At 60.2% G+C, this 23906-nt stretch carries 23 protein-coding genes, 2 pseudogenes and 1 riboswitch; of the genes and pseudogenes, 16 read left to right on the forward strand and 9 right to left on the reverse strand.

Translation table 11 applies throughout. The features are described 5' to 3' along the window. The 10 genes and pseudogenes from BN1128_RS26165 to BN1128_RS07275 all read left to right on the forward strand — a co-directional run. Nucleotides 1-191, forward strand: a pseudogene (locus tag BN1128_RS26165) (hypothetical protein); the annotation flags it as partial. A 14-nt stretch (nucleotides 192-205) separates the two neighbouring features. After that, nucleotides 206-340, forward strand: a pseudogene (locus BN1128_RS24545) (copper homeostasis protein CutC); the annotation flags it as partial. A 181-nt stretch (nucleotides 341-521) separates the two neighbouring features. After that, nucleotides 522-1133, forward strand: coding sequence for a BamJ family beta-barrel-assembly machinery protein (locus BN1128_RS07240; protein ID WP_042867275.1), 612 nt, complete (start codon nucleotides 522-524; stop codon nucleotides 1131-1133). A 153-nt stretch (nucleotides 1134-1286) separates the two neighbouring features. Next, on the forward strand, nucleotides 1287-2168 hold the full coding sequence (locus tag BN1128_RS07245; protein WP_042867278.1) for an ABC transporter ATP-binding protein: 882 nt from the start codon (nucleotides 1287-1289) through the stop codon (nucleotides 2166-2168). 70 nt (nucleotides 2169-2238) lie between these two features. Beyond that, nucleotides 2239-3252: an ABC transporter permease gene (locus BN1128_RS07250; protein ID WP_042867279.1), complete on the forward strand. Its 1014-nt coding sequence runs from the start codon at nucleotides 2239-2241 to the stop codon at nucleotides 3250-3252. Next, on the forward strand, nucleotides 3249-3563 hold the full coding sequence (locus BN1128_RS07255) for a DUF2845 domain-containing protein (protein WP_042867280.1): 315 nt from the start codon (nucleotides 3249-3251) through the stop codon (nucleotides 3561-3563). Before BN1128_RS07250 ends, BN1128_RS07255 begins: the two co-directional genes overlap by 4 nt. A 424-nt stretch (nucleotides 3564-3987) precedes the next feature. Then, nucleotides 3988-5007, forward strand: a complete 1020-nt coding sequence (locus BN1128_RS07260) for an amino acid ABC transporter substrate-binding protein (protein ID WP_042867281.1) — start codon at nucleotides 3988-3990, stop codon at nucleotides 5005-5007. Nucleotides 5008-5075: 68 nt separating this feature from the next. Further along, nucleotides 5076-6263, forward strand: coding sequence for an amino acid ABC transporter permease (locus tag BN1128_RS07265; RefSeq protein ID WP_042867282.1), 1188 nt, complete (start codon nucleotides 5076-5078; stop codon nucleotides 6261-6263). A 9-nt stretch (nucleotides 6264-6272) separates the two neighbouring features. Then, nucleotides 6273-7367 (forward strand): amino acid ABC transporter permease, encoded by a 1095-nt coding sequence (locus BN1128_RS07270; RefSeq protein ID WP_042867283.1) that lies wholly within the window; start codon nucleotides 6273-6275, stop codon nucleotides 7365-7367. A gap of 120 nt (nucleotides 7368-7487) precedes the next feature. Further along, nucleotides 7488-8231 carry an amino acid ABC transporter ATP-binding protein gene (locus BN1128_RS07275; protein WP_042867284.1) on the forward strand — a complete coding sequence of 248 codons (744 nt, stop codon included), beginning with the start codon at nucleotides 7488-7490 and terminating at the stop codon, nucleotides 8229-8231. 109 nt (nucleotides 8232-8340) lie between these two features. Here BN1128_RS07275 and BN1128_RS07280 read toward each other — a convergent pair whose 3' ends face one another. Continuing rightward, the gene (locus tag BN1128_RS07280) at nucleotides 8341-8556 is read right to left on the reverse strand and encodes a DUF1107 domain-containing protein (protein WP_042867285.1); all 216 of its coding nucleotides are present in this window, start codon (nucleotides 8554-8556) and stop codon (nucleotides 8341-8343) included. A 207-nt stretch (nucleotides 8557-8763) separates the two neighbouring features. On the opposite strand from BN1128_RS07280, the gene yfcD reads away from it, so the two are divergent. Further along, entirely contained in the window at nucleotides 8764-9246 is a 483-nt protein-coding gene (gene yfcD / locus BN1128_RS07285; RefSeq protein ID WP_042867286.1) for an NUDIX hydrolase YfcD, read from the forward strand. A gap of 66 nt (nucleotides 9247-9312) precedes the next feature. Here the strand turns inward: yfcD and BN1128_RS07290 are convergent, their stop codons facing one another. Then, nucleotides 9313-10239: a phenylacetate--CoA ligase family protein gene (locus tag BN1128_RS07290; RefSeq protein WP_042867287.1), complete on the reverse strand. Its 927-nt coding sequence runs from the start codon at nucleotides 10237-10239 to the stop codon at nucleotides 9313-9315. A gap of 125 nt (nucleotides 10240-10364) precedes the next feature. Between BN1128_RS07290 and BN1128_RS07295 the strand changes: the two genes are divergently transcribed. Both BN1128_RS07295 and BN1128_RS07300 read left to right on the forward strand, forming a co-directional pair. Continuing rightward, entirely contained in the window at nucleotides 10365-10838 is a 474-nt protein-coding gene (locus BN1128_RS07295) for a peroxiredoxin (protein ID WP_042867288.1), read from the forward strand. A gap of 125 nt (nucleotides 10839-10963) precedes the next feature. Next, complete coding sequence (locus tag BN1128_RS07300; RefSeq protein ID WP_042867289.1) at nucleotides 10964-11932, forward strand: calcium/sodium antiporter; 969 nt, start codon at nucleotides 10964-10966, stop codon at nucleotides 11930-11932. Nucleotides 11933-12002: 70 nt separating this feature from the next. Here BN1128_RS07300 and BN1128_RS07305 read toward each other — a convergent pair whose 3' ends face one another. Beyond that, nucleotides 12003-13154, reverse strand: coding sequence for a type III PLP-dependent enzyme (locus BN1128_RS07305; protein WP_042867290.1), 1152 nt, complete (start codon nucleotides 13152-13154; stop codon nucleotides 12003-12005). 508 nt (nucleotides 13155-13662) lie between these two features. Next, nucleotides 13663-13778, forward strand: a riboswitch (glycine riboswitch). 106 nt (nucleotides 13779-13884) lie between these two features. Between BN1128_RS07305 and BN1128_RS07310 the strand changes: the two genes are divergently transcribed. Further along, a complete protein-coding gene (locus tag BN1128_RS07310; protein ID WP_042867292.1) occupies nucleotides 13885-15261 on the forward strand; it encodes an alanine/glycine:cation symporter family protein in 1377 nt (458 codons plus the stop codon). A gap of 198 nt (nucleotides 15262-15459) precedes the next feature. On the opposite strand, the gene BN1128_RS07315 is transcribed toward BN1128_RS07310, so the two are convergent. Beyond that, on the reverse strand, nucleotides 15460-16176 hold the full coding sequence (locus BN1128_RS07315; RefSeq protein WP_042867293.1) for a lipoyl protein ligase domain-containing protein: 717 nt from the start codon (nucleotides 16174-16176) through the stop codon (nucleotides 15460-15462). 129 nt (nucleotides 16177-16305) lie between these two features. Further along, a complete protein-coding gene (locus tag BN1128_RS07320; RefSeq protein ID WP_042867294.1) occupies nucleotides 16306-17703 on the reverse strand; it encodes a nucleobase:cation symporter-2 family protein in 1398 nt (465 codons plus the stop codon). Nucleotides 17704-17949: 246 nt separating this feature from the next. Between BN1128_RS07320 and BN1128_RS07325 the strand changes: the two genes are divergently transcribed. Then, entirely contained in the window at nucleotides 17950-19089 is a 1140-nt protein-coding gene (locus BN1128_RS07325; RefSeq protein WP_042867296.1) for a GGDEF domain-containing protein, read from the forward strand. A 34-nt stretch (nucleotides 19090-19123) separates the two neighbouring features. Here the strand turns inward: BN1128_RS07325 and BN1128_RS07330 are convergent, their stop codons facing one another. The 4 genes from BN1128_RS07330 to BN1128_RS07345 all read right to left on the reverse strand — a co-directional run bounded on the left by BN1128_RS07330 (nucleotide 19124) and on the right by BN1128_RS07345 (nucleotide 23217). Next, on the reverse strand, nucleotides 19124-19372 hold the full coding sequence (locus BN1128_RS07330) for a DUF2498 family protein (RefSeq protein WP_042867299.1): 249 nt from the start codon (nucleotides 19370-19372) through the stop codon (nucleotides 19124-19126). 120 nt (nucleotides 19373-19492) lie between these two features. Beyond that, nucleotides 19493-21088, reverse strand: coding sequence for a methyl-accepting chemotaxis protein (locus tag BN1128_RS07335; protein ID WP_042867301.1), 1596 nt, complete (start codon nucleotides 21086-21088; stop codon nucleotides 19493-19495). 24 nt (nucleotides 21089-21112) lie between these two features. Beyond that, on the reverse strand, nucleotides 21113-21673 hold the full coding sequence (locus BN1128_RS07340; RefSeq protein ID WP_042867303.1) for a hypothetical protein: 561 nt from the start codon (nucleotides 21671-21673) through the stop codon (nucleotides 21113-21115). Nucleotides 21674-21837: 164 nt separating this feature from the next. After that, entirely contained in the window at nucleotides 21838-23217 is a 1380-nt protein-coding gene (locus tag BN1128_RS07345) for an MATE family efflux transporter (protein WP_042867304.1), read from the reverse strand. A gap of 120 nt (nucleotides 23218-23337) precedes the next feature. Here BN1128_RS07345 and BN1128_RS07350 point away from each other — a divergent pair. After that, nucleotides 23338-23906: hypothetical protein (locus BN1128_RS07350; protein WP_042867305.1), on the forward strand; the 569-nt coding region annotated here is incomplete at its 3' end.

Raw genomic sequence — 23906 nt, forward strand, 5'->3', positions numbered from 1 at the left:
CGGGTCAATATCACCGACGGTGCCAAGGTGGCGGCAGTACGTGCTTTGTTGGACAAGGCCTGATACGGGCCGCGCGGCGGCATGGTGTCTCTCCATACGGCGTCAACATGGGCACCTCTGATGATGGCCGGGTCAATATCACCGACGGCGCCAAGGTGGCGGCAGTACGGGCTTTGTTGGACAAGGCCTGATACGGGCCGCGCGGCGGCATGGTGTCTCTCCATACGGCGTCAACATGGGCACTTCTGACGATGGCCGGGTCAATATCACCGACGGCGCCAAGGTAGCTGCGGTGCGGGCCCTGCTGGATCGCGCTGATGTCACAGCAAGTGAGGTTTGAGTCCAAAGGTTCAGCGTGCCATTGTGGCTGACAGGATCGCCGCCGATGGGCGGCGATCCTGCTCTTCTTGTGTGAAGTTCCTCCCACGGGCGGGGAAATCAGGGTCGCCGCCGGCAGCACCTCGCCAAAAAGTCTGATATCATCCCGCCTCTTTATTACTTGGATCTGGAGCAACATCTCAATGTCCCAATACGACTCTATCGAACAGAAGGCCAGCTATGGCATCGGCCGCAACATGGGCGATCAGCTGGCGCAGCAAGCCTTCGCCGGTCTGGATATCCCGGCCCTGCAACAAGGTCTGGCAGATGCCCTGAATGGTCTGGAGTTCGCGGTCAGCCGTGACGATATCAATGATGCCTTCCAGGTGATCACTGCGCGCATGCAGGAAGAGCAGGAAGCCGTTGCCAAGGCTGCCGCCGCCGATGGCGAAGCCTTCCTGGCTGACAACGCCAAGCGTGCCGACGTCAAGGTGACCGATTCCGGTCTGCAATACGAAGTCATGGTAGAAGGCAATGGTGCCGTGCCGGTAGCCGGTCAGTCCGTGCGCGTGCACTACCACGGTACCTTCACCCACGGTGGCGTGTTCGACAGCTCGGTCGCCCGTGGCGAGCCGGCCGAATTCCCGGTGACTGGCGTCATCGCCGGTTGGGTTGAAGCGCTGCAGCTGATGCCGGTTGGTTCCAAGTGGAAGCTCTACATTCCGCAGGATCTGGCCTATGGCGCCCGTGGTGCCGGTTCCATCCCGCCCTACTCTGCGCTGGTATTCGAAGTGGAGCTGCTGGACATTCTGTGATCCGGCTGGCTTGATGCAAACGGCGACCTCAGGGTCGCCGTTTCTGTTTGAGGTGCCCCTGTCTGGCGGGCCCTCGTCGATAGACGATGTGCCTTTGCGGGGGATTTGGATATAGTCAGGGCTTGGCGTCCCCGGTCACTCTGGAAAACACGCATGGCTGCCATCATAGAAGTCATTGACCTCATCAAGCACTTTCCCGGCGTCAAGGCGGTGGACGGGCTCAGCTTCGCCATTCCCGCCGGTTGCTGTTTTGGCCTGCTCGGCCCGAACGGGGCAGGCAAGACCACTACCATAGAGCTGCTGGAGGGGATCCTCACCCCGGACAGCGGCCAGATCCTGTTTCATGGCGCCCCTCTAGCTCCCGATTATCGCTCCCGCATCGGCATCCAGTTTCAGCACACGGCGCTGCAGGATTTTCTGACGGTGCGCGATACCCTGCGCCTGTTTGCCAGCCTCTATCCCAATCCCTTGCCCCAGGCGCAGCTCATCGATCTGTGTGCCCTTGGCGAGTTCATCGACCGGGACAGCCGCAAGCTCTCCGGCGGCCAGCGTCAGCGCCTGCTGCTGGCGCTGGCCCTGCTCGGCGACCCCGAGCTGCTGTTTCTGGATGAGCCTACCACTGGGCTGGATCCCCAGGCCCGCCACCACTTCTGGCAGCGTATCGAGGCGATCAAGGCCCAGGGCAAGACGGTGGTGCTCACCACCCACTACATGGACGAGGCGCAGCAGCTGTGCGATCGCATCGCCATCGTCGATCACGGCCATCTGCTCAGCCTGGATACCCCGGCCGCCCTGCTGGCCCGCCACTTTGATGGCGTGCTGGTGCGTCTGCCGGATCACCCGGCCCTCGCCAGCCTGGGCTATCCGCTCTTGCCTCACGGCGATCAGGTGGAGCTGACTTGCCCCGATGTGGCGCTCCTGTTGCCGCAACTGCTGAACCTGGGGGTGCCGCTGACCGGCATGCAGGTGCGCTCCCCCAACCTGGAAGATCTTTTCTTGTACCTGACCGGCCATAGCCTGAGGAGTGGCGCATGAACGCAGTCATGCAGTGCCGTGTCGAGGCGTGTTGCTATCCGCGTGCCTTGCCGTGGCCGAGGAGCGGAACATGAAGGGGGCCATCAAGCGGATCGGTGCGCTCTTCTATGCCCGCAACCTGGAATTTGTGCGCGACAGGGCGGCCCTGGTGTGGAACCTGGCCTTCCCGCTACTGCTGGTGGTAGGTTTTTCCCTCATCTTCTCCGGTCCGCCCAAGCCGCTGGTGCAGATGGGCGTGGTGGGCGAGCTGACGGCGGCCTACGCCCCCCTGAACGCCATTCCGCTGCTCAAGCTCATCCCCTATGACGACGAGCGCAAGGGCCAGCTCAAGGTGCGCCATCATCAGCTGGATCTGCTGCTCTCGCCCGGATCGGACCGTTACTGGGTCAACCCGGATGCCGGCCAGGGCGCCATGGCCGAATACCTGTTGCGCCAGGCGATCTCCCGGCCGCTGGTGAAGGAGACCCTGAGCGGGCAGGCGATCCGCTACGGGGATTGGCTGCTGCCCGGGGTGATCGGCATGAACCTGATGTTTTCCGGCCTGTTCGGCGTTGGCTTCGTCATAGTCCGCTATCGCAAGAACGGTGTGCTCAAGCGGCTGAGGGCCACGCCGCTCTCTGCCGCCGAGTTTCTCTGCGCCCAGTTGCTGTCGCGTATTGTGATCACCCTGGTGGTGAGCCTGCTGGTGTTTCTGGTAGCGTACTGGCTGCTTGGCGTGCCCCTGCTCGGCTCCGGCTGGTTGCTGCTGCTGATCGCCCTGGCGGGCGGCGCGGCCATGGCGTCGCTGGGCTTGCTCATCGCCGCCCGCATCCAGAACGAGGAGCTGGCGAGCGGCCTGCTCAACGTCATCAGCATGCCCATGATGTTCCTCTCCGGGGTCTGGTTCTCGCTGGAAGGGGCTCCGGTCTGGCTGCAACAGCTGGCGGCCTGGCTGCCGCTCAGCCAGATCATCACGGCGGCCCGTGCCGTTATGCTGGAGGGAGCTGGCTGGGCCGAGGTGGCCGCACCGCTGGGCTGGATCCTGTTGTTTACCCTCTGTTGTCTCACTCTGGGCAGTGCCCTGTTTAAATGGAATAGCCAATGAAGCGACATCTGAATCTGGGGGCCGCCTTGGCCCTGCTGTTACTGAGCATACCGGCCAGCGCCGATGCGATGCGTTGCAAGAATGCCCTCATCACCGAAGGGGACAGCACCGCCGAGATGCTGCTCAAGTGTGGTGAGCCCATGCTGCGCGAGGAGCTCAGCCGCAACGAGGAGAACCAGTTTGGCAATCTGGTGCAGGTCAAATATGGTGAGCGCTGGACCTACAACTTCGGCAAGAACGAGTTCATGCGCTTCGTCACGGTGCGCAACGGCGTCGTCACCGACATCGAAAATGGCCCGCGCGGCGACTGAATCTGCTCTCCTTTTCACATTATTATCCCCTTGTCCGACCGGCCAGAGGCTCTTTGATGAAGAGTTTCTGGCCGCTATGCCGCCGTCCAGAACCGGACAGTTTGGTCAAAACCCAATAATAATTAAATAGTTAACAACCAATGTGCTGCCCCATGGTTGTGCAGGCCCATTTTGCCGAAAAAATAATCCACACGGTACTGAGGAGCTATTTCAGTATGCTATTTGGTCTATAAGGGGCTATTTTTTATTCACAAGGTGTATATCGGCCCATTCAAACATTTTGTGCTGCTGCACCAGAAGTGGGCTTGATTGCACCGATTGACAGGTTTTTGGCTGGCTGGATAAGCTGCGAAAAAGCAGGAAAAGCTGTGGCATCTTGCAGGGTTTGGGTGCCAATTTGAATCAAACCACAGGGAAGAGTGACATGAAGCAGATACACAAGGCGGGTATGGTAATAGTGTTGTCGCTGGCGGCAGCGAATGCCTGGGCAGACGGCACCCTGGATGCGGTCAAGAAGAAGGGGTTCGTGCAGTGCGGGGTCGGCGATGGGCTGCCCGGTTTCTCCAACCCGGATGCCAAGGGCACCTGGACGGGTCTGGACGTGGACGTCTGCCGCGCCGTGGCCGCTGCCGTGCTGGGGGATGCCGGCAAGGTCAAATATGTCTCTCTCACCGCCAAGGAGCGCTTCACCGCATTGCAATCGGGGGAAGTGGATCTGCTGTCGCGCAACACCACCTGGACCCTGACCCGGGACGGTTCGCTTGGCCTGACCTTCGCCGGGGTGAACTACTACGATGGCCAGGGCTTTTTGGTCAACAAGTCGCTCGGAGTCAAGAGCGCCAAGGAGCTGGATGGTGCTGCGGTCTGCATCCAGTCAGGTACCACGACCGAGCTCAATCTGGCGGACTATTTCCGTGCCAACGGCGGCATGAAATATACCCCAGTGGTGTTCGATACCTCGGATCAGACCGTCAAGGGATTCGAGGCGGGTCGCTGCGACGTGCTGACCTCGGATCAGTCCCAGCTCTACTCCCTCAAGATCAAGCTGACCAAACCGGATGAGGCCTTTGTGCTGCCTGAGGTCATCTCCAAGGAGCCGCTGGGCCCGGCGGTGCGGCAGGGGGATGATCAGTGGTTCAAGGTGGTGCGCTGGAGCCTCTACGCCATGCTCAATGCCGAGGAGGCGGGCGTGACCAGCGCCAATGTGGACGAGATGCTCAAATCCACCAATCCGGACATCCGCCGTCTGCTGGGGCTGGAAGAGCCCAAGGGCAGTGTGCTGGGGCTGGATGACAAGTGGGCTTACAACATCGTCAAGCAGGTCGGCAACTATGGCGAGTCGTTCGATCGCAACGTGGGGAGCGGCTCGCCCCTCAAGATAGATCGCGGCATCAACGCACTCTGGAACAAGGGTGGCCTGATGTACGCCCCTCCTATTCGCTGAGTCGATGATCGCCCGGGGGGCCTGGCCCCCCATTTTCCCCTTGCCCTGGCTTTGTCGGAGTCATCCTCATGGCGCTGCACGCATCAAACCACAGGAAGGAACAGGGCCGCTGGTGGTATGACGCCAAGGTGCGGGCGCTGATCTTCCAGTGCCTGACCATAGTGGCCGTTATGGCGTTCCTGTTCTACATCATCAACAATGCTCTGACCAATCTGGCGACCCGTGGCATCACCACAGGCTTCGATTTTCTGGGCAACACGGCCGGGTTTGGCATACTGCAGAGCCTGATCCCCTACGACGAAACCTATACCTTCGGCCGCACCTTCGTGGTCGGCCTGCTCAATACCCTGCTGGTGTCGATGCTCGGCATTCTGTTTGCCACTCTGCTCGGCTTCGTGCTCGGGATCGCTCGCCTGTCGAGCAACTGGCTGGTGGCCAAGATTGCTACTGTCTATATCGAAACCTTTCGCAATATTCCGCTGCTGCTGCAGATCTTCTTCTGGTACTTCTCTGTGCTGCGCACCCTGCCATCGCCGCGCCAGAGTGTGGAGCTGGGTGATCTTGCCTTCCTCAATGTGCGCGGTCTTTATCTCCCCAAGCCCCTGTTCGAGGACGGCTTCGGCTATGTGTTGTGTGCCCTGCTGCTGGCCTTGTTGCTGAGCTGGGGTCTGCGGCGCTGGTCGCGTCGGCGCCAGGAGTTGATCGGCAAGATATTTCCGGTCTGGCGCTGCTCGGCAGGGCTGGTGATCCTGCTTCCCTGCATCACCTTCCTGCTGGCGGGTAGTCCGCTCTCCTGGAGCATACCAGCCCTGCAGGGGTTCAACTTCCGGGGCGGATTGACAGTGCTGCCCGAACTGGCGGCCCTGCTGCTGGCGCTGACCATCTACACGGCGGCCTTTATCGCCGAGATAGTGCGATCCGGTATCCTGGCCATCAGCAAGGGCCAGACCGAGGCCGCGTCCGCGCTGGGGTTGTCAGCCAGCAAGACCCTGCGGCTGGTGGTCATCCCTCAGGCGATGCGGGTCATCATTCCGCCGCTGACCAGTCAGTACCTGAATCTCACCAAGAACTCCTCGCTGGCCACCGCCATCGGTTATCCGGATCTGGTTTCGGTATTCATGGGCACCACTCTCAACCAGACAGGGCAGGCCATCGAGGTGATCGCCATGACCATGGGCGTCTATCTCATCATCAGCATCTCGACGTCAGTCCTGATGAACATCTACAACCGCAGAATGACGCTGGTCGAGCGCTAGGGAGTTGCCATGTTTGTGAATGAGTTGCAAGAAGCGCTGCCGCCGCCCAACCGTCGCCGGGGTGTCCTCGCCTGGCTCAGGCAGAACCTGTTTCCCAACTGGTGGAACGGCCTGCTGACCTTGGTGCTGGCCTATCTGTTGCTGCCGGCGCTCTGGTCGGCATTGGACTGGGCGCTGTTTTCGGCCAGCTGGCAGGGAAGCAGCCGCGCCGACTGCGTGCAGGGCGGTGCCTGCTGGATCTTCATCGAGAGCCGGCTGGGGCAGTATCTCTACGGTTTCTACCCCGGGGATCAGTATTGGCGCATCAACCTGGCCTTCGTCGGGCTGGCCGTACTGCTGGCCTTGCTGATCTGGCCACGCACCCCGCGCAAGGGCTGGCTGGCGATCTTTACCCTGCTGGTGTTTCCCGTCATCGCCTTTCTGCTGATCTATGGCGGGGCCGGTCTCGAGGTGGTGGAAACCAACCGCTGGGGCGGCTTGATGTTGACCCTGGTGCTGGCAGTGGTGGGCATAGCGGTCGCCCTGCCATTCGGGATCCTGCTGGCGTTGGGGCGTCGCTCCCACATGCCGGTCATCGCCAGCCTCTCCACCGTCTATATCGAGTTCTGGCGCGCTGTGCCGCTCATTACCGTGCTGTTCATGGCGTCCGTCATGCTGCCACTGTTCATGACCAGCGAGGTGGAACTGGACAAGCTGCTGAGGGCGCTCATCGGCATCATTTTGTTCCAGGCCGCCTATGTGGCCGAGGTAGTGCGAGGGGGGCTGCAGGCGATCCCCAAGGGGCAGTATGAGGCGGGTGAGGCGCTGGGACTCTCTTACTGGAAGGTGATGGGCCTCATCATCATGCCGCAGGCCCTCAAGATCACCATTCCCTCGCTGGTGAATACCTTCATCTCCTTGTTCAAGGACACCAGCCTGGTGCTGATCATAGGTCTGTTCGATCTGCTCGCCATCTCCAAGGTGGCGCTGGCGGATCCAGCCTGGCTGGGCTTTTCCACCGAGGCTTATGTGTTTATCGCCATGATCTTCTGGATGTTCTGTTTTGGCATGTCCCGTTACTCCATCTATCTGGAGCACAAGCTCAACACGGGTCACAAGCATTAGGAGTGGTTTCAAGATGACAACGGATACCCTGGCGGTACTCAAGGACGCCAATCATCCGCAGCATGACGAGTTGCCTATGCTGCAGATGGAACAACCACACATAACGGGAGTGACTTCAAAATGACAATGGATACTGTGGTTGCTCTCAAGGACGTCAACAAATGGTACGGCGACTTTCATGTGCTGCGTAACATCAACCTGCAGGTGGGCAAGGGGGAGAAGATAGTCATCTGCGGTCCTTCCGGCTCGGGCAAGTCCACCATGATCCGCTGCATCAACCGGCTGGAGGAGCACCAGAGCGGTGACATCCTGGTCAAGGGTACGGCGCTCACCTCGGATCTCAAGAACATAGAGATGGTGCGCAAAGAGGTGGGCATGGTGTTCCAGCACTTCAATCTCTTCCCCCACCTGACGGTGCTGGAAAACTGTTGCTTGGCGCCCATCTGGGTCAAGCAGCTGCCACGCAGGGAGGCCGAGGAAATCGCCATGACCTTCCTGCGCCGAGTCAAGATCCCGGAGCAGGCCCTCAAGTACCCGGGTCAGCTCTCCGGCGGCCAGCAGCAACGGGTGGCCATCGCCCGCAGCCTCTGCATGAACCCTCAGGTCATGCTGTTTGACGAGCCGACTTCGGCGCTGGATCCCGAAATGGTACGCGAGGTGCTGGATGTGATGGTGGAGCTGGCCCATGAGGGGATGACCATGCTCTGCGTCACCCACGAGATGGGGTTTGCCAAGCAGGTGGCGGATCGGGTGATCTTCATGGACCGTGGTCAGATCATCGAGGAGAACGTGCCGGATCAGTTCTTCGACCATCCCCAGTCGGAGCGCACCAAGCTGTTCCTCTCCCAGATCCTGCAGCATTGAGTGCAGACCCGGTGCAATAACGTCTGATGAAAAAATGGCCCGCACGCTCGGTGAGCGGCGGGCAAAGACGGGTATGGAAGCAGACTACAAACAGAAAGGACTATGGAAGTTACCCCAACAGCAGGCTGACGTGACGCAGGCCGCGAACCTCCAGATTGATCTGCCGGGCCAGACTCAGGGTCTGACGGCAGGTCAGGCTCTCCAGATTGATCTCTCCGCCGCTGAATTCGAACCGCCCCAGCGCCTCCACCATGAAGCTGCCGTGATGGAAGCTCTTGATGTGGCGGGCAATCTGGCGGGGAGACAAGTTCTTGAACACCTTCATCACAAAACACCTGTTGCTTGGACAGGGCACACTATGCCGTTGCCGGATGACACTGATGTGACAGTTGGTTGAGGTTTGTATGAATCCTTAACTCGGCATCACCGCATGGGAAAATCTGCTGGCGCGCGTTGAAAAAGTGCTGCCATGACAAGCCCTTGCCCCGATATACTGCGGGCAGTTGAACGACATGAGCGAAAGGGTCTGCACGTGGAATGGGTGGATGTGGTGGATGCGGATAACCGGGTGATCGGCGTTGCCGAGCGGGCCAGGGTGCGGCGGGAGAACCTCTGTCACCGAGCAAGCTATATCCTGGTGCTCGACGAAGCGGAGCGCATCCTGGTGCAGCGTCGCACCCTCAGCAAGGATTTCTGCCCCGGCATGCTGGATGCCTGCGCCGGTGGCGTGGTGACCACGGGCGAGCAGATGGAGCCCGCTGCCCGCCGCGAGCTGGCCGAGGAGCTGGGCATTCAGGGCGTCCCCCTGCAGGACTTCGGGCCCTTTTATGCCGAGGGGGAAGGCTACCGGGTATGGGGTGGCCTCTACAGTTGCCACTATCAGGGGCCGCTGCGCTTGCAGGCTGAAGAGGTGAGCGAGGTGCACTGGATGAGCCAGGCCGAGATCGCCGCCCGTGCCGCCGAATTCACCCCCGACTCCCTGCTCGCCATCGCCACCTGGCAGGCGAGACGCTGACACTTTTCAGATATTCTCCTCGCCAGAGACAAAACGGGCAGCCTGATGGCTGCCCGTTTTGCATTGTCATACCAGCCTGAGGCGCCGGTTGGTGCGCCCGCACGGACTGGCCCCGGCCAGCCAATAACCCTGCCATTCGGTGACCAGCCGCAACAGGGGATACTCCAGATCGAGCCGGGTCACCACCAGCTGGCCGATGGCGTCGCCTATGACGGGCTCGGCGCTGGCGAGATCGATGATCTCTATGATGCAGCTCTCGTTGACGATGAAGCCGTGACCGGGCTGGCTCTCGTAGGCGATCACCCCCACATCCTGCAACAGCAGGCAGTTGAGCGCCCGTATGCCGTGAACGGCCTGCAGCGGCGCAGTGTCGGGGTGAGAGGCTTCACACAGCAGGGCGCAGTGCAGGCTGTCGCTCGGGATCCCGGCCAGCTCCGCCGCCTCCAGCAGATCCAGCAGCGCCGCCAGCGGCCCGACAAAGCCGGTTGGCTGGTAGCGTTGCAGCGCTTCCAATTGACGGTGGGTATCGTGGGGGCCGCAAGGCACCACGGGTGCCCCCAGCTGGCGGGCACCGTTGTCGAAGATGAAGGCGGTGGGGCTGATATGGTAGTCGTGGCCGTTGAGCAGCACTTCCCCCGCCTTGAAGCCGGCGGCAAACAGGGCCCGCGTCGCACCCCACCAGTCGGCGCCGGCATATTCGGGAATGGCCAGCTGGCCCGGGCAGGCGAAGACCCGCAGCGCCTGGCTGGCGGGGCGGCCGGTGAGACCAGCGAAGGGGGGATGGGCCTGCTGGGCGGCAAACAGCTCAGCGGCGTCGAGCAGGGGCAGTGTGGTCAGCTCGCCCAGATCCTGCAGGTGACGCTGGCGATAGGCGCTGGAGTAACCGGCGCAATACTGGCTGACATGAGTGAGCAGGTGATTGAGTTGATCCAGTTGTTGCTGCTCTCGCAAGGCGGAGGGGCGAATTTCCAGTCCATCGTAATAGTTCTGCATGGGGCCTCCTTGGTCGGCTGATCCTGCTCAAGGTTAGTTCAAATGGCGGCGCTGATGGGGGTGTGTTTCGCACGCATGGGCTGGGGTAGACTGTGGCTCCCTACCTCCACCATGGACGAGAGATCATGATAGCGATTGGCCAATCCCTGCCTCTGGGCGAATTCACCTTCATCACCCAGGAAGGCAAGCAGGTGCAGGATAGCCAGGCCCTGTTTGCCGGCAAGAAGGTGGTGCTGTTTGCCGTGCCGGGGGCCTTTACCCCCACCTGTTCCAACGCCCACCTGCCCGGTTATGTGGTGCTGGCCGACCAGTTCAGGGCCAAGGGCGTCGATGCCCTCTATTGTCTGTCGGTCAACGATGCCTTCGTGATGAAGGCATGGCAGGCGGCCCAGAATGCCGACGCCATCACCATGCTGGCTGATGGCGACGGCAGCTGGACCCGGGCGCTTGGCCTTGCCAAGGAGACGGGGGCCTTCGGCGGTATCCGCGCCCAGCGCTTTGCCCTCATCGCCAACGATGGCGTGGTCGAGCAGCTGTTCGTGGAGGCGCCGGGCAAGTTCGAGGTCTCGGATGCCGGGAGCCTGCTGGCGGCGCTGTAAAATATCAATCGCCGTTTGATTTTCCCTTGAAATGGGAAGTCGGCCCGCTACACTGGGCCCACTTCTGGACAGAGCCAGGCACTGTGCCTGGCTCTGTTGTTTGCAGGCGATGGGATGGAGACGTTATGACCCTGGCTGTTGTTGCCCTGATTGCCGGACTGGCGCTGCTGGTCTGGAGTGCGGATAAATTTGTGGACGGCGCCGCCGCGACCGCCCGTTATGCCGGCATGCCGCCGCTGCTGATCGGCATGGTCATCATCGGCTTTGGCACCTCGGCTCCCGAGATGGTGGTCTCCGCGCTGGCTGCTTCCCAGGGCAATCCCGGACTCGCGCTCGGCAACGCCTACGGCTCCAATATCACCAATATCGCCTTGATCCTGGGTCTGACCGCTCTTATCAGTCCCATTGCGGTGGCTTCCCAGGTGGTGCGCAAGGAGATCCCGATCCTGCTTGGCATTACCCTGCTCTCCGGCGCCCTGCTGCTCGATGGTCGGCTCGACAGCACGGATGCCCTGATCCTCGGCACTGTGTTTCTGGTGCTGATGGGCTGGTCCATCTGGGCCGGCATGCGCGGCAAGGGGGATGCGCTCGATGCGGATACCGAGGATGACATCAGCAGCGAAGGCATGTCCCTCAAGCGCGCCATCCTCTGGCTCATCGTCGGTCTGGTGCTGCTGATCGGCGCCTCCCGCCTGCTGGTGTGGGGCGCGGTGACCATAGCCCAGGCACTCGGCATCAGCGATCTGGTGATTGGTCTCACCATTGTCGCCATCGGCACTTCGCTGCCTGAGCTCGCCTCGTCCCTCATCGCCATTCGCAAGAATGAGCACGATCTGGCCCTTGGCAACGTGCTCGGCTCCAACCTGTTCAATACCCTGGCGGTGGTGGGCATAGCCGCGGGCATACACCCACTCGATGTGGCGCCCGAGGTGCTCAGTCGTGACTGGAGCATCATGATGGGGCTGACCCTGTTGCTGCTGGTGATGTGTCTGGGCCGCAAGGGGCTGGGGCGGATCAACCGGCTGGAAGGGGGCCTGCTGCTCGCCTGCTTCGTGGCCTACACCGGCTGGCTGCTGGCCAGTCAGTTTATCTGACCGATATGGGCGACATGAAAGAGGGGAAGCTTGCGCTTCCCCTCTTTGTTATCTGCGTCGCCTTGGCGCGTCAGGCGACCGCCACCAGCTTCTGCCCTTGTTGGCTGCTGTCCAGAATGAGGATGCTCGCCTTGGGGAAGAAGTTGAAAGTCGAGGCCGAGGCCCAGGTGTAGGCTCCCATCACACGGCCCACTACCAGCTCGCCGATGGCGAGATCCGGCAGCATGATGCCCTCGCGGATCACGTCCACGCTGTCGCAGGTGGGGCCCGAGAGCACCGAATTGTGCAGCTCGCCACGGGCCAGCGGCGTGCTCACCGGGTAGGTGACGTGGTCATAGAGCTGGCCGTTGTAGCTGCCGTAGAGGCCGTCATCCAGGTAGTACCAGACCTTGTCGCCACGGTGGGCCTTGCCCATCACGCTGGAGACGGAGGTCATGGCCGGTGCGCTGATGAAGCGGCCCGGCTCGGCAATCTTTTGCACGGTCGCGGGCAGCTTGGCGAGCGCCTCGCGGATCGGGGCGCAGAAGCCGTCTATGTCGAACTCGCCCCCCTCATAATCCACCGGGAAACCGCCGCCGATATCCAGCACCCAGGGTTTGAGTCCCAGATCCCAGGCCTGCTCCATGATCTCGCGGCAGGCATCGATAGCCTGCACATGGCGACGGGCGTGGGGCACCTGGGAGCCAACGTGGAACGACAGCCCCATCACCTTGATGCCCTTGGCGTGGGCCAGTTGCAGCAGCGGCAGCGCCTGCTCCGGGGTGCAGCCGAACTTTTTGGAGAGGTCGACCTTGGTCTCCGGGTTCGGGAAGCTGACCCGCAGCAGCAGCTTGACTTCGTCCTTGTAGGGAATGAACTTCTCCAGCTCCAGCGGGTTGTCGTAGACAAATACTGTGCAGCCGAACTCGAGCGCATAGCGAATGTCGCTGTCGCGCTTGATGGGATGGGTATGAATACAGCGTCCCGGGCGAACCCCCTGGCTGCGCACCAGATCCACTTCGCCATTGGTGGCCAGATCGAAACAGGCCCCCTCTTCCTTCAAGACAGAGACCACTGCCTCGTGGGGCAGGGGTTTGAGTGCGTAGTGCAATCGCACATCGGGCAGGGCGGCCGCCAGGGCCCGATACTGTTTGCGGACGGCTGCCTTGTCGAGCAGCAGCAGGGGAGAGCCGAATTGTTCAACCAGCTGACGGTAGTCTTGTGCGATCAGGGTCTCGTTCATTCTCTTTTGAAAGTCCTTAGGGGGCAGATTTGCCCTAGCCTTGGTTTGTTGAGACGGCAGCGGCCGGCTCAGGCGAGTGGTCCGGAGGGACCAACCAGACACAATGCATAACTCCATCGCAAAGTGCTTAGTTATGCGCGGGATTATCGGCCTATTGCGTTTCTGTGCAAGCATTTTGATTGGATATGTTGGCAAGTTTTTCTGGTCGAGACGAAATATCATCCTGATGTGCGACCTGATGGCGCAACCTTATCGAGGGTCACCCAAAGTGGTTTTGTTAAGCTATTGATAGTTAACGAACAAATAACATTTCTCCCCGTGCTGGCCGAGGTGGGAAAAAAGTGGCACAGCGGGCCGGCCGAGTGGGAGACAGCTCACATTTTTTGGATTAACATGCCCGCTTCCTAATCCAAACTAGTTCGGATGAAGGTAGCAGGAGAGCGATGGGGGACCATCCACCGAAGAAGTGAATCTTTCAGGTACCGGGCAACCGGTGTGGACTGCTACTGGACGATACTCTGGAGAGACCCGTTAGATCGGGCGCCGAAGGAGCAAGGCACCATGACGACCCGCAAGGGCAGGCTGGCGCCGGAAACTCTCAGGCAAAAGGACAGAGGGGATGGGATGGTTGTACCTGGGCTTGGCCCGCATCCGATCACCCTCTGGTGATCGCGACTATTTGGGAAGATCATCCTTCTCCTCCTTAATTTTTGTTTTTTAAGGAGGATGCATGTCATCAATTCAATCGGCGTTAACCGCCATCGATAGCTTTATCTGGGGTCCGCCCCTGCTGATCCTGCTGGTCGGGACCGGTATCTATCTCACCCTGCGTCTGGGTCTGCTTCAGGTCGTGCGCTTGCCGCTCGCCCTGCGACTGGTCTTTGGCCGCGATCAGGGCCAGGGCAAGCAGGGGGATGTCTCCAGCTTCGGCGCCCTGTGCACCGCGCTCTCTGCCACCATAGGTACCGGCAACATAGTCGGGGTTGCCACCGCAATCAAACTCGGCGGCCCCGGTGCCCTGTTCTGGATGTGGATGGCGGCGCTGTTCGGCATGGCCACCAAGTATGCCGAGTGCCTGCTGGCGGTAAAATACCGCGAGCAGGATGCCAACGGCCAGATGGCGGGTGGCCCCATGTACTATCTGGAGAAGGGGCTCGGCTCCAAGCCGCTGGCCAAGCTGTTTGCCCTGTTCGGCATAGGGGTGGCCTTCTTCGGGATCGGTACCTTCCCGCAGGTCAACGCCATCTCCGACGCCATGAGCCTCTCTTTCTCGGTGCCCCGCGAGGCAACCGCCGTGGTGCTGACCCTGATAGTGGCGCTGGTGACCCTAGGCGGCATCCAGTCCATCTCCAGCGTGTCGAGCAAGGTGGTACCCTTCATGGCCATCTTCTACATCCTGGCCTGTGGCGGTGTGCTGGTGAACAACGCCGGCGCCCTGCCCGAGGCGATTGGTCTGGTGATAGGCAGCGCCTTTACCGGCCACGCTGCGACCGGCGGCTTCGTTGGCGCCAGCATCATGCTGGCGATCCAGTCCGGGGTGGCGCGCGGGGTCTTCTCCAACGAGTCAGGGCTGGGATCTGCGCCCATCGCGGCGGCAGCGGCCAAGACGGATTCGTGCGTCGAGCAGGGGCTGGTCTCCATGACAGGCACCTTCATCGACACCATCATCATCTGTACCATGACGGGCCTGACCCTGGTGGTGACAGGGGTGTGGAGCGGGGACTTGAGCGGCGCCGCCATGACCAGCCAGGCCTTTGCCCAGGGGCTCGATGCCCATGTCGGCCAGTATCTGGTGAGCATTGGTCTGCTGTTCTTCGCCTTCACCACCATCCTCGGCTGGAACTACTACGGCGAGCGATGCACCGAGTACCTGTTCGGGGTCAAGGCGATCAAGCCCTACCGCATCATCTATCTGGTGCTGGTGGCGAGCGGCGCCTTCCTCCATCTGGACATGATTTGGCTGCTGGCCGACATCGTCAACGGCCTGATGGCGGTGCCCAACCTCATCGGCCTCATCGGCCTGCGCCACGTGGTGATCGCCGAAACCCGCGCCTACTTCAGCCGGGACCAGGACAACGAAGCCGAGCCAGCGCCGCAGATAGCCTGACTCTCTGTGGGGTACCATGGCTTGATCGCCGAGTCCCGTGTCCATTGCTTCAGCCGGGATCTGGACGGTGAAGCCGAGCCGGAACCACAGACAGCCTGACCTCATCCGCGTTGGAAAAAGCAAAGCCACGACTGCTGTCGTGGCTTTTTTTATAAATGGCGCCATGGATGGGGCCTTCCCTCTCCCTCCGGGAGAGGGTCAGGGTGAGGGCATCTGACCCTCAGTCAGCAGTCGCGCCAGCCGCCCTCGCACGTTATCCACCAGAGCCTCCTCATTCCCCTGCCAATGGATCTGCTGTGCCAGCGTGGTGGAGGTGCCGGGTACAAAACGCAGCTCCCCGCCCGCCAGCTCGTAAAATCGGCTCGCCATCCGGGTGCCCTCGTCCACATCCCCCGCCACCAGCAGCATGGCCTGGGCCAGCACGGCGCCGCCGTGATCCTGGCCCGGTGCCAGCCAACGCTGGGCTGTGCCGGTGATCTTGCACCCCCCGATCACCAGATTGTACTGGCCATCGCAGAAGGAGCCGGGCACGAAGTCATAGTTTCCCTCAAGGCCGTACTCCGCCAGCAGGGTCAGCAGGGGGGCGCCCAGCAGATGGTAGTAGTGGCCAAGATCCGTGGTGGTGCGGGGCAGCAGCAGGGAGAGGTTGAGGATGCCTGCGCCGTGGGGCACGGCGGTGCCGCCGCTGTCGCGCACATGAACCGGCCAGCCCTCGGCGGCAAGTTGCTTGCAGGCGGCTTCGTAACGGGGGAGTCGCGTGTCCTTGCGGGTAACGATGAGGCACTGAGGGGCCTGCCAGAGGTGGGCGCGGGGCTGGCTGTCACGGGCACAGTCCCGCAGCCAGTGCTGCTCTTGCGCCAATATCAGGTCGGGAGTTTGGGCATCAGCTTGAGGAGGGAGCAGGGCATAGGGCATGACGACATCCTTGGAAAAAGGCTGCCCAGCACACTACCCGCGGCAACCGGCAAGGTAAAGCCCCGCAGTGCGGGGCCTGGATCATCTACCTGGGTTATGCAATGTGCAGCGTTATCAGCGAGAGGCCACTCATGGGTGAGCGATGCCGCGTTTTGGCAGCAGCAGGTTCATGACGATAGCTGTGAGGCCGCCGGTGGCGACGCCGTAGGAGAGCACGCTTCTGGCCAGATCCGGCAGGTGTTGCAACACTTCCGGCACCTGGGCGACCCCCAGCCCCATGGCGAGCGACACCGCCAGTATCATCAGGGCACGCCTGTCCAGCTCCTCGCGGGAGATGATGCGCACCCCGGCGGCGGCTATGGTGCCGAACATGACAATGGTGGCACCGCCCAGCACGGGCTCCGGGATCTGCTGCACTAGGCTGGCGACCGCCGGGAACAGGCCGAGCAGGGCCAGCATGGCGGCGATGAAGAGGCCGACATGGCGGCTGGCGACCCCGGTCAGCTGGATGACGCCGTTGTTCTGGGCGAAGGTGGACATGGGGAAGGTGGAGAAGAGCGCCGCCAGCATGGAGTTGGCGCCATCGGCCAGCACACCCCCCTTGATCCGCGCCATGTAGACAGGCCCCTCCAGCGGCTCGCCCGAGATATCCGAGGTGGCCGTCATGTCGCCGATGGCTTCGAGCGCCGTTACCACGAAGATGATGGCCAGCGGCACGAACAGCTGCCAGTCGAAGCCGAGGCCGTAGTGGAGCGGGATGGGTACCATCACCAGCGGGCCGTCGAAGGTGGGGGCCGTGACCTTGCCTAGCAGCAGTGCCACGGCATAGCCCGCCAGCATGGCGATCATGATGGCGGAGAGGCGCAGCCAGGGATTGCGGCTGCGTTGCAGCAGCACGATAAGGCCGAGCACCAGCAGGGATAGGAAGAGGTTGCTGTGGCTGGCGAAGCTGCCATCCGAGAGGGCGGCATAACCGCCACCCATGCTGATGAGCCCCACCTTGATCAGGGTCAGGCCGATCAGCAGCACCACGATCCCGGTCACCAGCGGGGTGATCACCCGTTTCACCAGATGGAGGAAGCGACTCATCACCACCATGGTGAGGGCGGCTACCAGCATGGTACCGAACAAGGTTCCCAGCAGATCCTCGGTAGGCATGGCGGCCTGCTTGAGGGCGAGGCCGGAGGCGATGATGGGGCCGAGGAAGTTGAAGCTGGTGCCTTGGACTGAGAGCAGACCGGAGCCGATGGGGCCGAAGCGACGGGTCTGGATGAAGGAGGCGATGCCGGACATGACCAGCGACATGGAGACGATATAACGGGTGTCGGCGGCAGGAAGGCCGAGGGCATTGGCGATGATGAGGGGCGGGGTAATGATGGCGACAAACATGGCGAGCATATGCTGCAGGGCGGCGAACAGGGTCTGGGGCAGGGGTGGGACATCGTCTATACCGTAGACCAGTTCGCTGTGGGCTCGCCTGGGAGGATGGGCCTCTGGGGTTGCGCGGACGGCGGCAGCCTGTTCCATAAATACCTCGAATGTGTGGGGGAGGGGGGAGAAAATTGGGCGCTATTTTAGTGATTGAGCGCGGGCTGACCAGCGCTAATTCGGGCTGAAACCAGTTTATTTTTCCATGGGTTGAAACGTTTGCGCGTGGCGATTATGATCCGCCGGTTTGTGTGACGGCGCTCGCCCTGAAATGGCGCCGGTCGCATAGGATTTTGAGCCCGTACGGCGTAGAATGAGCCCTCTGTCGAGATTTGGAGGCTCTGGATGCTGAAGTTGTCGGAGTTCTGGAGTGCCCGTGCCCACTCCGAAGATTTTACCCTGACCCGCATGGGCTTTATGACGGTGCGTCTGCGTCTGCTCACCTGTTTACTGATGGTGGGGCTGCCCGCCTGGGCCTTGGTGGACTGGCTGACCCTGCCCTCTGCCCAGTTCGACGAACTGCTTCAGGCCAGGATCTTCTGCCTGCTTGCCCTCTCTCCACTCATTCCCTTCTCCTACCTCATCCATTTCAGGCGCGAACGCATGAAGCTGGCGCTGGGCTATCTGATGGCGGTGATGATGCTCTTCTCCCTCATCTGCCTGCACAGTTTCGGCGCGGATCAGGAGCTGCAAGCAGGCTACATGGCCTTCCCCTATCTGCTCGTCAGCCTGTTTGCCATCTTCCCCATTCCGCTCTCCCTCGGCTTGCAGCTGGCCGGGGGGATTCTGGTCACCATGCTGGCCGGCAACTGGTTGCTGGTGGGACAGCCGCTCTTGAGCGTGCAGACTCTCAACCAGATCTGGTTGCTGGCGCTGTTTACCCTGGCCAGCAGCTGGGTGCAGTGCGGTCAGCTCAACATGCTGCTGCAGCTCTACCGGGAGTCCACCACGGACGAGCTGACCGGCATGATGAACCGCCGCCTGCTGATGAAGCGGCTGGAGAAGGCCAGGATGAACATGATCCGCAAGCAGGTGCCCTTTGCCGTGCTGTTGCTGGATCTGGACCGCTTCAAGCGCATCAACGACACCTTCGGCCATCTGGCGGGGGATGCGGTACTCAAGGAGGTGGCGGCGACCCTGGCGGAGCAGCTGGAGCCCGGCATGGTGCTGGGGCGTTATGGCGGCGAGGAGTTTGCCATCCTGCTGCCCAACTGCGGCGATCTGATCCAGGCGAAGCGGGTGGCGGAGCGGCTGCGGGTGGCGGTGGAGGCGCGGCTGGTGAAGAGCCCCACCTCGGATGAGCTGCTGGAGGTGACTGTGAGTATCGGCCTGACGCTGGCCCAGCGCGGAGAGAGCATAGAGGATTTGCTCAATCGGGCCGACGAGTGTCTCTACATGGCCAAAATGGCGGGGCGTAACTGCGTGGTGGGCGAGCTTGCCGGCAAGCTCGCGCTGCCCCACGCCATCAAGACAGATGCCGCCTGAGGGCGGCATCTTGTGGCCACGGGCAAGGGAGGGATCAGCTCAGCTGGTACTTGCCGGAGAGCTGCTGGGCCAGCAGCTTGAACATGTTGAACACCGCCATTGTCTTGCCGGTCGGAGTGCCATCTTCGGCTAGGAAGAATTCCCCCTTGAACACCAGAATATCCCCCTTCTGTTCCACCGAGTCGGCGCGCATACCGTGGATGAAGTCTTCGTGATTCTTGATAATTTCATTGGCCATTGCCAGCAGCTCATCATGATTGAGCAGGGTTTTTTCTGTTTGCATAATTCGCTCCTTAAGGTGCATTGCGGGCGATAGTATGCCTCAGATGGTTTGAGCTGAACCAGTGCAAAAAAGGATGCTGAAAGTGGCATCCTCTTTTGGGCATTATCTGGTGCAATCAGATCATTGCATGGTGAGCGTTTTTTGGGACGTGAAGTGAGCCAGATTTCTTTGCGTATTGTTGCTGCTGGTCATCAGTTCATGGCTGAACAGGCTCATGGTGGTACTGTCATCGAGCAGCTCTCTGGCATGATTATCGAGGGTGCCCAATTGCCCTAACAGTTGCTCGATCAGCGCGTTTTGATCCTGTGTCCCTTGCACCGCCTGTTCGTTGGTGGCGTTGGCATGATTCACATCGATGATCGCCTTATCGACAAGAAGGGAGCCGTTCTCAATGGAGCTAACGCACAATTTGGCAGCCGTCAGGCTCTCATCCATATAGGCGATAAGATTGTTGGAGTGGCTGGATAACTCACTGAGCAGCCCTTCAATCTGACTGGTGGACGCCGTGGTTTTTTCTGCCAAATGACGGACTTCGTCTGCCACAACGGCGAACCCACGGCCGTTTTCTCCTGCCCGCGCCGCTTCGATCGCTGCGTTTAACGCCAGCATATTGGTCTGACCTGCAATCCCTCTGATCATCAAGAGAATATCGGTGACTTTTTCAATCTGGTTATTCAGATCTGTGGCGGTTTTGGCGGTGATCTCTGCCTTGTCGGCAAGTTGATGGTTGAGGGCTTGTGCTTTTTGGAGTTGCTGCTTGCTCTCTTCATTACTGGCAATAGCCTGTTTCAATGAGTCTGAGGCTGCATTTATCCAGCGGGTCACAGATTCAACGCTATTAAACATATTCTTGCCAACCTCGACAGAGTCAACGATGGCTTGTTGCTGGCTGTGGATCTTGTCTTCCAGCATCTTGATCTTCCCCTCAACCTTTTCACTGGTATTGGTCACGAAGATGATGCTCGACTGAATCGGTTCAAAGGTATTTTCAACCTTGGCAATAAACTTGTTCATTGCGTGAGAGAGTCGACCCAGCTCATTATTCTTCTTGAAATCAATGCGGGAGCTCAAATCACAATTACCTGAAGCGAGCGCTTCGCATGTTCTGGTGAGTTCATCAAGTGGTTTGGTCAGCGTTTTTTTCAAAATAAGGAACAGGCTGATTATTGTAATGATGATGATGACCAGGCTAAACAGAAAGGCCTGATTACGCAATTGGGTTGCAATAGCGTGAACTTTGGCAAAGCTCCACTCGGTGACAAGAAAGCCAACCGGCTTGCTCTGTTTACCGCTATTGGGTGTATGAAGTGGCACCAGAATGAGAATACCATTGCCATCATCGATATTCATTGTGGATTGCTGACTATCAACAGCAAAAAATGCGGTTAACTTTTGGGGTTCAGGTGTGCTATCGCTCTTTTGTGTAGTAAATATGCGTCCGCCGGTTGCATTGAACACATGAACATTGGCCAGCTGGAGCGGGTCAGCCTTCATTTCGATATCGACCCGCTCCGAGAGGGATGCTGTCTTGTTGAACCTCACAGCTGTTGCAATATTGTCACCCAGTGCCAAAGATGACTTTTGAAATGTCTCCGTACTGAGGATATTCATCTGTACAACGCTTTGTGACCAAGTGATATACGTCAGCAAAATAAGGGCACTCATCGTGAAAAATGATGCGCCAACCAGAACAATTCTGCTGATATCCAGTCTCATGTTATATCCTTGGTCACCAGCATATTAGAGTGCGTCAACGTTAACACCGACAGTAATCGCGCCAATCGCATTGCCTGTGGCTGGATCCGTGACGGTATAGCTGATTTGTGACTGGAACATCTGGGTCGATTCGTCTTCTTCAACCTCCCCGATATCGAACGCACCTGGTCCTTTCAAGAAGGTGTTTTGCCACTTGGCTTCATCGCCTTGCCAGAAGTCAGATGTAATATCGCTCTGGGCAACGTTCAGTCCCTTGTTATCCATGATGAAGATTTCATTAATGACACCATTGCTGGTGCCCTGGATTTCTTTCAGTTTTTTGGAGGTAGGAGTGTTGATGACTTTGCTGATCGCAGGGGTGTCAGTCTGGCCCACCTGAGCGACCCACTCTTTATCGAGTGTGGTGATATTTTCTTGGGTAAGCGCGGCATTTTTCTGGTTTTGTTCTGCTATTGCAGCGATGATCTCCGGCTGTTCGGCGATGGCCTTCACCTCTTTTTGCATATAGGCAGTCAGCTTGGCCTGATAGTCGTCAGCAAAGCTTGGTGATGCAATAAAAGCAATAATAAACAATAATTTATACATAGATCGTCACCTTTTGAGTACCTGCTGTGGTCATGGTGAATGAAGCATAGTTGGTGCGATCACAATTTCCAATTGATAGAAGTATTTATTGTGTCGGTGGCCATTGGCGACGGTTTATTGGCCAATAGCTATCGTATTGGCCTGCAGGGAGATGGCACCTTCTTCTACTCGATGACCAGATTGCGCAGCCAGCGGCGTCGGCGAATACGGCGTTGCACCAGCAGTACCTTGCACAGCTCCTCTAGCAGCACCACGGCCACCACCCAGGAGAGAGGCCAGCCGAGCAGGCTGACCGCCACCCAGGCGAGCGGCAGGCCTATGCACCACATGGCGATGATGTCGATAACTATGCTGTAGTTCACGTCGCCGCCTGAGCGCAGTACCCCGATAATCCCCACCATGTTGAACACCTTGAGCAGCATGCCCAGACACATGATGGCGAGCACCTGACCCGCCTCTCCCATCAGCTCGCCTGGCAGGTTGCCGACCCACTGCAGCAGATGGGTCTGCAGCAGCCAGACTGCTATCCCCACCAGCAGGGCGCCTATGGGGGCCAGCAGCAGGAACAGCTGTGAGTGTTGCCAGGCGATGTCGTACTCCTCGGCCCCGAGCCGGTGGCCGAGCAGGGTGGAGCAGGCCACCGCCAACCCGAAGAAGAGGGAGATGAGGATGCTCTCGAGCGTCCCCAGCGTGGTCATGATGGCCAGCGAATCCGTGCCCAGATGGGCGTAGAGAAAGCCGTAGAGCAGCATGCCGAAAGCCCAGAGCCCGTCGTGGAACAAGAGCGGCAGGGCGATCAGGGTGAAGCGCACCACCTCCTTGCGCCGAAAGGCGTCCCACCAGTCCTGCCTGCGCGGGATGAGGCGGGGCTCTTGGCGCCACACATAGATCAGCAGCAGCGCCGTCTGCAGCAGCCGTGAAATGGTGGTACCCCAGGCCGAGCCGGCCACCCCCATGGCCTCGAAGCCGAAATGGCCGAAGATGAGGGCGTAGTTGAGGATGACGTTGGCGATGATGGCCATGATGCCGATCCGGGTGGGCGCAGCGGCATTGCCCACCGAACGCAACGCCGACTCCAGCGGTACGACGATGGCGGTGCAGAGGATGGTGGCGCCCGTGATCATCAGAAACTGGTCGGCGAGGGCGCGCAACTCGGGTTCCTGGCTGGCAAAGCCCAGCACGCTGCCCGGCGCGAGCAGATAGATGATCGCAAACGGCAGGCTCACCAGCAGAGCCCCCACCAGTGCCAGTGCCAGGGCGCGGCGCACCCCGGCCAGCTCGCCGCGACCGTAATATTGCGCCGCCAATACCGAGACCCCGCCCGAGAGTCCCGCTATCACCAGCAGATTGAAAAAGAAGACCCGGTTACCCAAGCCGACCGCCGCCACAGCCGTGGTGCCAAGCTGGCTCACCATCATGATGTCGATGAGGCCGAGCAGGGAGAACATCATGGATTGTAGCGACACTGGCAGGGCCAGCCGCCACAGTCGCGTCATGAACTCGCGATCGGTGGTTTGTTTTAAAATCGCTTGCCAATAATTCATTTATGTTAACCGGGTATGTGAAAAGCAAGGTTTGTCATGGGTATGATAGGGGCAGTGGCGAGCGGCTTCACTGTGAGCCCCTCTCGGGTTTCTTGTTCAAAACTATCATATTGAGGCATTATGGCATTTGTCAGCGAGTGTCTGGAAATAGCCCCGGCCTGCGAGGAGCGGATGCTGGGCCGTGAAGGCTTGCCCCTGCTCGGCGAGGCGGGCATCTTTCTGACCGGCCTTTCTAACATCCGGGATCACTACCTGATTCGTCGCAACCGGCCCGAGTTTCACATCCTGATGGTGAGTCACGACGAGGGGGGCTCCCTGCTCACCGACGAGGGGGAGCAGCCCATTCCGGCCGGATCGCTGATCTTCCTGCCCGCTGCCGTGCCGGGTGGCTTGCGGCTCATTGGGGAGTGCTGGCAGACCAGCTGGATCCTGCTGGACGACGTGCCGCGCTGGCACCATCTGCACCGGCTCGGGCACCGTATCTGGCAGGGGGAGGAGGGGGATCAGCTTTACCACCTGCTCAGCCTGATGCAGGGGGAGGGAGTACGTTCACCCTTGCAACCCCAGCTACTCAGCCTGTTGCTGGCGCTGCTTGAGCGAACCCTGCAAGGGGAGGTGCGCGGCACCCCTGAGCTGAGGTTGCAGGCGCTGTTTCGGCGGGTGGAGGCCCGCCTCGACGAGCCCTGGAG

Origin of the sequence: Aeromonas piscicola, from assembly GCF_000820005.1 — a bacterium.
Classification (GTDB): Bacteria; Pseudomonadota; Gammaproteobacteria; order Enterobacterales; family Aeromonadaceae; genus Aeromonas; species Aeromonas piscicola.

Coding starts and splice junctions, on each gene's coding strand:
- BN1128_RS07325 (WP_042867296.1), top strand. CDS start 17,950: ATGCTGAAGTTGTCGGAGTTCTGGAGTGCCCGTGCCCACTCCGAAGAT.
- BN1128_RS07290 (WP_042867287.1), bottom strand. CDS start 10,239: ATGCAGAACTATTACGATGGACTGGAAATTCGCCCCTCCGCCTTGCGA.
- BN1128_RS07245 (WP_042867278.1), top strand. CDS start 1,287: ATGGCTGCCATCATAGAAGTCATTGACCTCATCAAGCACTTTCCCGGC.
- BN1128_RS07275 (WP_042867284.1), top strand. CDS start 7,488: ATGACAATGGATACTGTGGTTGCTCTCAAGGACGTCAACAAATGGTAC.
- BN1128_RS07300 (WP_042867289.1), top strand. CDS start 10,964: ATGACCCTGGCTGTTGTTGCCCTGATTGCCGGACTGGCGCTGCTGGTC.
- BN1128_RS07250 (WP_042867279.1), top strand. CDS start 2,239: ATGAAGGGGGCCATCAAGCGGATCGGTGCGCTCTTCTATGCCCGCAAC.
- BN1128_RS07315 (WP_042867293.1), bottom strand. CDS start 16,176: ATGCCCTATGCCCTGCTCCCTCCTCAAGCTGATGCCCAAACTCCCGAC.
- BN1128_RS07340 (WP_042867303.1), bottom strand. CDS start 21,673: ATGTATAAATTATTGTTTATTATTGCTTTTATTGCATCACCAAGCTTT.
- BN1128_RS07265 (WP_042867282.1), top strand. CDS start 5,076: ATGGCGCTGCACGCATCAAACCACAGGAAGGAACAGGGCCGCTGGTGG.
- BN1128_RS07295 (WP_042867288.1), top strand. CDS start 10,365: ATGATAGCGATTGGCCAATCCCTGCCTCTGGGCGAATTCACCTTCATC.
- BN1128_RS07330 (WP_042867299.1), bottom strand. CDS start 19,372: ATGCAAACAGAAAAAACCCTGCTCAATCATGATGAGCTGCTGGCAATG.
- BN1128_RS07280 (WP_042867285.1), bottom strand. CDS start 8,556: ATGAAGGTGTTCAAGAACTTGTCTCCCCGCCAGATTGCCCGCCACATC.
- BN1128_RS07270 (WP_042867283.1), top strand. CDS start 6,273: ATGTTTGTGAATGAGTTGCAAGAAGCGCTGCCGCCGCCCAACCGTCGC.
- BN1128_RS07305 (WP_042867290.1), bottom strand. CDS start 13,154: ATGAACGAGACCCTGATCGCACAAGACTACCGTCAGCTGGTTGAACAA.
- BN1128_RS07320 (WP_042867294.1), bottom strand. CDS start 17,703: ATGGAACAGGCTGCCGCCGTCCGCGCAACCCCAGAGGCCCATCCTCCC.
- BN1128_RS07310 (WP_042867292.1), top strand. CDS start 13,885: ATGTCATCAATTCAATCGGCGTTAACCGCCATCGATAGCTTTATCTGG.
- BN1128_RS07345 (WP_042867304.1), bottom strand. CDS start 23,217: ATGAATTATTGGCAAGCGATTTTAAAACAAACCACCGATCGCGAGTTC.
- BN1128_RS07335 (WP_042867301.1), bottom strand. CDS start 21,088: ATGAGACTGGATATCAGCAGAATTGTTCTGGTTGGCGCATCATTTTTC.
- BN1128_RS07260 (WP_042867281.1), top strand. CDS start 3,988: ATGAAGCAGATACACAAGGCGGGTATGGTAATAGTGTTGTCGCTGGCG.
- BN1128_RS07255 (WP_042867280.1), top strand. CDS start 3,249: ATGAAGCGACATCTGAATCTGGGGGCCGCCTTGGCCCTGCTGTTACTG.
- BN1128_RS07240 (WP_042867275.1), top strand. CDS start 522: ATGTCCCAATACGACTCTATCGAACAGAAGGCCAGCTATGGCATCGGC.